General features: G+C 60.9%; 3 protein-coding genes and 2 pseudogenes. 1 reads left to right on the top strand and 4 read right to left on the bottom strand.

Going from position 1 to position 6,064, the window contains the following annotated elements; genetic code table 11:
• Positions 1-389 precede the first annotated feature (389 nt).
• The 4 genes and pseudogenes from HT737_RS32625 to HT737_RS07360 form a co-directional block, all read right to left on the bottom strand.
• Positions 390-1,271 carry a methyl-accepting chemotaxis protein gene (locus HT737_RS32625; RefSeq protein WP_374011142.1) on the bottom strand — a complete coding sequence of 294 codons (882 nt, stop codon included), beginning with the start codon at positions 1,269-1,271 and terminating at the stop codon, positions 390-392.
• Between the two features lie 27 nt (positions 1,272-1,298).
• Positions 1,299-2,357: pseudogene (locus HT737_RS32630) on the bottom strand (methyl-accepting chemotaxis protein); the annotation flags it as partial.
• A 108-nt stretch (positions 2,358-2,465) separates the two neighbouring features.
• Positions 2,466-3,819, bottom strand: a pseudogene (locus tag HT737_RS07355) (PLP-dependent aminotransferase family protein).
• A 192-nt stretch (positions 3,820-4,011) separates the two neighbouring features.
• Positions 4,012-4,773, bottom strand: coding sequence for an SDR family oxidoreductase (locus HT737_RS07360; protein ID WP_041073750.1), 762 nt, complete (start codon positions 4,771-4,773; stop codon positions 4,012-4,014).
• Positions 4,774-5,014: 241 nt separating this feature from the next.
• Between HT737_RS07360 and HT737_RS07365 the strand changes: the two genes are divergently transcribed.
• Positions 5,015-6,019, top strand: coding sequence for an NADP-dependent oxidoreductase (locus HT737_RS07365; RefSeq protein WP_047295721.1), 1,005 nt, complete (start codon positions 5,015-5,017; stop codon positions 6,017-6,019).
• Positions 6,020-6,064: the final 45 nt, after the last annotated feature.

Here is a 6,064-nt window from a genome sequence, read left to right on the forward strand (position 1 = left end):
CAAGATCAAAAGATCGCACCTTCGGCAGCTCCTACACAGGATGAGCGTTAGCTCGGCTGCAGCTCTTGATCTTGCCGTACCGGCCCCGTCGGCAGGCTGAGTGGAGGGGTTTATCCGGGGGTGGGAGCGCAGCGACCGTTCGACGCAGTCGAACACATCGAGAGGAGGTGCAGCGAAGCAAACCGGAGGCGATGCCCCCGGATGAATCCCGGAGCGAAGGAACCCGAGCCACGGCGAGGGCCGTACGTTGGGGCCAAAGACCTTTGCTTCCTTTGGGGCGTTTGCCAAAGGGAGTCGCTGTAAGAGCGAAAACCGTCAGCCGCAACACCCAAAAAAAACGGATATACACCCAAAACCCCAAGAACCTGGTCGGCCCAGAGGCCGCCAAGTCAAAGCCGAAAATGCCCCACCATCCCCTTGAGTTCCCCCCCCAACCGCGCCAGCTCAACACTCGAAACCGCATTCCCCCGCATCGCCATCGAAGACTGATCCGCACTCGCACGAATACTCGTCACACTGCGATTAATCTCCTCGGCCACCGAACTCTGCTCCTCGGCCGCCGCCGCAATCTGCTGATTCATCTGCTGAATCAACGACACCGCCGCCGCAATACTCCCCAGCGCACTTTCGGTCTGCAGAGCATCACTGACGGCAAGCTTCACCAACTCGCCACTGCTCTGAATTTGCTGCACGGAAGCATGCGCCGCCGACCGCAACGCGCTGACCAGCCGCTCGATCTCCTCGGTCGACTGCTGCGTACGTCGCGCCAACGCACGAACCTCATCGGCCACCACCGCAAAGCCCCTGCCCTGCTCCCCGGCCCGCGCTGCTTCGATCGCCGCGTTGAGCGCCAGCAGGTTGGTCTGCTCGGCAACGCTTTTGATCACATCCAGCACCGTACCGATATTCTGGATCTGCGCACTGAGGCTTTCGATGCTCGAACTGGCCGACGTTGCCGAATCCGCCAGTTGCTCGATCCGCGCCATGCTCTGGCGCACCACCTGCTGCCCGGTCTCGACCTTGCCATCCGCGGTTTGCGCGGCCAGCGCGGCTTCCTCGGCATTGCGCGCCACGTCATGCACGGTGGCGGTCATCTGGTTCATGGCCGTGGCCACCTGCTCGGTCTCCTCCTTCTGGCTGTTGACCTCAAGGTTGGTCTGCTCGGTGACCGCCGACAGCGATTGCGCGGAACTGGCCAATTGCTCGATGCCCGCCTGCAATCCGCTGACAATCGTGCTCAACCCGGCCCCCATCTGCTGCATCGCCAGCATCAACTGGCCGATTTCATCACGCCGGGTAACCTCGACTTTCGCGCTCAAATCTCCGGCCGCAATCTGCTGGGCGACGCGCATCACAGCGCGCAGCGGCGCGACGATCAACCGGGTAATGACCCACGCGGCAATCAGCCCCACCAATAAGGCCAACGCCGAAGAACCGAGGATCAGCACCGAGTTTTTCTTCAATTCCACCTGCATTGCGCCGTCTTCCGCCACATAGGCCTGGTCGACACGCGACATCACTTGCGCCGCGCGCTGGTGCAACTGTTCATAGACGGTTTTTTCCTGGGCCAGCAGACCGGTGTACTCGGCCAGTTTGTCGTTGAAACCGGCGATGTGCCCGGACACTTCGTTGAGCACCGTCAAATAGCCCTCATCCTTGACCGTGGTCTTCAACTGCTCGGCCTGAGCCTGGGCCTGGGCCGCCTGTTCGATGCTGCCCTTGTCGGCACTGTCGGCATCGCCCTTGCGGCTCTGATCGAGACGAACCCGTGCCTCGTTCATCGCTTGCAGCATCAACCGCGACACCTGACTGACCTGACTGGCCTGTTCGATGAACTGCGCACCATCCTTGCCTTCGCTGTCCTTTAACGTGTACGCGCCATCATCGGCCAGCCCGGCTTGCAGCACGTCCAGGTTATTGGCCACGCTGGACACCGACCAACTGGCCATTTCCAGCGCCAGATCCTTGGCCTGGGTCAGTGAAACGAACTCGTCAAACGCCTTGCGATAGTCGCCCAAGGCTTGCTCGACATCGCTCATCACCGCCCCGTTCGCCGGCGTCTGCGCCTTGAGTTGCGCGGCCTGGGCCAACAGACCGTCGACGCCCTCGTGCACGGCATCAACCGTTTTCGGGTTGCTGTGCAGCGCATAGTCCTGCTCCAGCAACCGCACCTTGAGCAAGGCACTGTTGAGCGACGACATTTGCTTCAAGCCGTCGAAGCGCTGGCTGATGGTCTGCAGGGACCAGACTCCAATGGCAGCCACCAGCGCAGTCAACAGCAGCACCAGTACGAACCCGAGACCCAGTTTCTTTGCCATACCGAGGTTGGCAAAACGTCCTTGCACGGCCGAAATCATTGCGCGTAGTCCCCTGCCAAAGTCTGTTGCCGAAGATTCGCAACGGTCATGGAGCAGCACAAGTCTCTGGCGTCGGAATAATGGCAAAAAGCTACGCACGCGTCGTTTTCAGAACGCTTGAGGTCGATTCACGCCGGTACTGCGAAAAAACTGCCGGGCCCGTGGATCACAGGCATAGGCCACATTGATTCGCTGCCACTGACTGATCTCGCCGCTCGGACTGAAAGCCCCCGCAGGGCTGAGACTGACACCACTGCACTGCGCATGCCTGTGCAAGCGCTCCGGATCACTCAGCGGGGAGCGGGCCCAGATGAACAGGCCGCCACACGGCTTGCCGAAAACCTCCCAGCCTGCGTCCTCCAATGCCTGCAATGCGGCGACGCGGTCGGTATTCAGGCGTTGACGCTGGCGCTGGACCATTTTTCGATAGGCTCCACTGGCCAGGAGGCTCGCCAGCACCGCTTCATTGAAACTCGAGGCGCCCATGCTGCTGATCATCTTGACCCGGGCCAGACGCGCGATCAATTCTGGCCCGGCGTACACAAACCCGACGCGCAGCGAGCTGCTCAGCGTCTTGGAAAAACTGCCGACGTAAATCACCCGTTCATCAAGTGCGGCCAGACGTACACCGTTGCCATTGTGCAGATCGGCGTAGACATCGTCTTCGATCAGTTGCACATCGTGCGCGTTGCACAATCGCAGGATCTGCTGTGCCACACACGGACTCAGGCAGGAACCGGTGGGATTGTGGTGATGGCTGTTGACGAACATCGCGACGGGCCGGCACTGGCGCAACAGTGCCTCCAGCGCCTGAGGGTCAGGCCCGCTTGGCGTACGCCGGACTTCCAGCAGCTGTGCGCCACGCAGGCGCAACAGCTCGAACAGCGGCGCATAGCCCGGGGTTTCGACAACAACGCAGTCCCCGGCCTTAACCAGCGTGCGCACGAGCAGATCCAGCGCCTGGCTGGCACCGGAGGTCGTCAGCACCTGTTCCGCCAGGGCCTGGATGTCGATCAGCCTGAGACGTCTGACGATCTGCGCACGCAGCGCCGCAAACCCCCAGCGGGGTGCTGTAATTGAACAGACTCGCCATGTCGGTTCGCGCCACCTGACGGATTGCATAGCTCAGGTCATCGGACTCGCGCCAGCTTTGCGGCAAACCGCCCTCGCCGAGTTTCAAGCCGCTCTCGGCCCGCCCGTATTCAAGCCCGAGCAAAGCGCGACTATGCGCGGCGACCATGAATCCCGCGCCCTGACGCGGGGCCAGGATACCTTGCGCCACCAGCCGCTCGCAGGCCTCGGTCACACACGACTGGCTGAGCAGATTGGAGCGTGCTATCTGTCTGACGGAGGGCAGTCGCGTGCTCGGCGCCACACCCGTTCGCGAGATCCACTCGGTCATTCCATCAACAATCTGCTGTACGACCGGCACCATTGCCTGTCGGTCAATTCTCAATTCCATGAGCACGCAAACTCCTGTCCGTTTTGCTGGCGGCAGTAAATCACAGCCGCGTCGTTCAGGCTGTGCGACAACGCCGTCAAAAACAGCCGTTCTAACCGTTTGATACACATTGTTTAGCGGTTTAAAGAAACGGCAGCCCAAGAATAAGAAAACCCGCGCTCAGGCGGGTTTCTCGGGTCTTGCCATTGGGCTTCAAAAGGCAGTGACGCCGCCATCCACGGCCAGGGAGTGACCGGTGGTGAACGCCGCGCCATCGCTGCACAGATACAGCACGGCACTGGCGATTTCCTCGACCTTGCCGATACGCCCCACCGGGTGCATCGCATTGGCGAACTCGCCTTTTTTCGGATCGGCCTCGTAGGCCCGGCGGAACATGTCAGTGTCGATCACCGCCGGGCACACAGCGTTGACGCGAATTTTCTTCTTCGCATATTCGATCGCCGCCGATTTGGTCAGGCCAATCACCGCGTGTTTGGACGCCGCATAGATGCTCATCTTCGGTGCCGCGCCAAGCCCTGCCACCGAAGCAGTGTTGACGATCGCCCCGCCGCCCTGGGCCAGCAGCAACGGCAACTGGTACTTCATGCACAGCCAGACGCCCTTGACGTTGACGCCCATGATCGCGTCGAACTCGTCCATCGAGCCGTCTGCCAACTTGCCTTGCTCGATTTCGATCCCGGCATTGTTGAAGGCATAGTCGAGACGACCGTAGGTATTGATCACCTCGTCCATCAGATTCTTCACTTCGCTTTCAACGGTAACGTTGCAGCGCACGAAGGTCGCTTCACCACCGGCTGTACGAATCAGCGCCACCGTACCCTCGCCCCCTGCCGCATCCAGATCGGCCACCACCACTTTCAGGCCTTCGGCGGCGAACGCCTGGGCGGTCGCGCGGCCAATGCCATTGGCCGCGCCAGTGACTACGGCAACCTGGCCGGAAAACGTCATGCTCATTGTTATGTCCTCGAAGGAGAGATGCAGGAGGGATTGCAGACTGACTCGCAGCATAGCCATCACGGCCCGCCCCGCATCAGCACTATCAGAAGGCTGTTTATGCCTTCATGCGTCGCAGTGATAAAACCCGCCGGGCGACTATCACTGCACTGGATCATCGTGCATTCGCCGCATCAGCCCACCTTGCAGCATTGGCCTTGAGGGTCTATCAACAAGACTTCATTCAGTTCGAGTGCCTGCCATGACCAGCCAGACCAATCGCCAGTTCCTGCTCGCCAAACGCCCGGTGGGTGCTGCCACCCGCGAGACCTTCACTTATCAGGAAGTCCCGGTCGGCGAACCTGCGGCAGGGCAGATTCTGGTCAAGAACGAATACCTGTCCCTCGACCCGGCCATGCGTGGCTGGATGAACGAGGGCAAGTCCTACATCCCGCCGGTGGAAATCGGTGAAGTGATGCGCGCTCTGGGCGTCGGCAAAGTCATCGCTTCGAATAACCCGGGCTTTGCCGTCGGCGACTACGTCAACGGCGCCCTCGGCGTGCAGGATTATTTCCTCGGCGAGCCCAGAGGTTTCTACAAGGTCGATCCGAAACTGGCGCCGCTGCCGGTGTATTTGTCTGCACTGGGCATGACCGGCATGACCGCCTACTTCGCGCTGCTCGACGTCGGCGCACCGAAGGCCGGCGACACCGTGGTGCTGTCCGGGGCTGCTGGCGCGGTGGGCAGCATTGCCGGGCAGATCGCCAAGATCAAAGGCTGCCGGGTCGTCGGCATCGCCGGCGGGGCCGACAAGTGCAAGTACCTGATCGATGAACTGGGCTTCGACGGCGCCATCGATTACAAGCACGAAGACGTGCTGGCCGGGCTCAAGCGCGAGTGCCCGAAAGGCGTGGACGTGTATTTCGATAACGTCGGCGGCGAGATCCTCGACGCCGTGCTCAGTCGTCTGGCGCCAAAAGCCCGGGTGGTGATTTGCGGCGCCATCAGCCAGTACAACAACAAGGAAGCGGTCAAAGGCCCGGCCAACTACCTGTCATTGCTGGTCAACCGCGCACGCATGGAGGGCTTTGTGGTGATGGACTACGCCGCGCAATACGCCAGTGCCGCCCAGGAAATGGCCGGCTGGATGGCCAAGGGACAACTCAAAAGCAAGGAAGACATCGTCGAAGGTCTGCAGACCTTTCCAGAGACACTGATGAAATTGTTCAGCGGGGAGAATTTCGGCAAGTTGGTGCTGAAAATCTAAAATAAAAGATCGCAGCCTCTGTAGGAGCTGCCGAAGGCTGCGAWC

Source organism: Pseudomonas sp. MD195_PC81_125 (assembly GCF_014060985.1).
GTDB lineage: Bacteria > Pseudomonadota > Gammaproteobacteria > Pseudomonadales > Pseudomonadaceae > Aquipseudomonas > Aquipseudomonas parakoreensis.

Bases quoted from the DNA above. Each gene is read 5' to 3' on its own strand.
- HT737_RS32625 (WP_374011142.1), bottom strand. From the start codon at position 1,271: ATGCTGGCGATGCAGCAGATGGGGGCCGGGTTGAGCACGATTGTCAGC.
- HT737_RS07360 (WP_041073750.1), bottom strand. From the start codon at position 4,773: ATGAGCATGACGTTTTCCGGCCAGGTTGCCGTAGTCACTGGCGCGGCC.
- HT737_RS07365 (WP_047295721.1), top strand. From the start codon at position 5,015: ATGACCAGCCAGACCAATCGCCAGTTCCTGCTCGCCAAACGCCCGGTG.